Annotated in this window: 1 pseudogene; it reads left to right on the forward strand. The window is 61.2% G+C overall.

Features of this window, described 5'->3' with window-relative positions:
• Positions 1 to 292: 292 nt before the first annotated feature.
• Positions 293 to 605, forward strand: a pseudogene (locus P0D80_RS50970) (IS66 family transposase); the annotation flags it as partial.

Here is a 605-nt window from a genome sequence, read left to right on the forward strand (position 1 = left end):
TCCAATAGATTCTTCGCAGGTTGGCCAACGGCGTTCGTTCGACGAGGTAGGCGTCCAGTTGCTTGGCAGGTGGCGCTCACGAACGCTCAGCAAGTTCCAGTGTGGACGTATGGTAATTCACATTGCCGTGACGGCAGATTGCGAATGTGTCTGCATGTTTTCAATTCTGGGCGAGCAGCTGGGCTTTCCATGAACCCCCACGTTGGGAGTGTTGATTTAAGGCATCGGGGAAGCGTTGGGAAGTGGTGCGATCTGGCGTCCGAGCTCATTGGCCAGCCGTCTGAGGGCATGTTCAGAGCAGCTCGCACGGGTAGCGGCCATGTTCAAGGTGATCCGCACGGTCCGGCGCAAGATGGTTTGCCCGTGTGGCGAGCACATCTCGCAGCAGCCGATGCCGGGCCTGCCGATCACGCGCAGCATCGCCCATCCGAGCCTGCTGGCCGACATCCTCGTCGCGAAGTATGCCGATCACACCCCGCTGTACCGGCAATCGCAGATCGCCGAACGCAACGGCGTCAAGCTCGATCCGGGCAGCATGGGGCGCTGGGTTGGCCAATGCGAGGCGCTTTGCGAACCACTGAGCGAGGCGCTGCGCCGTTACGCCA

This window comes from Paraburkholderia sp. RL17-373-BIF-A, assembly GCF_046030175.1.
In the GTDB taxonomy this organism is placed as follows: Bacteria; Pseudomonadota; Gammaproteobacteria; order Burkholderiales; family Burkholderiaceae; genus Paraburkholderia.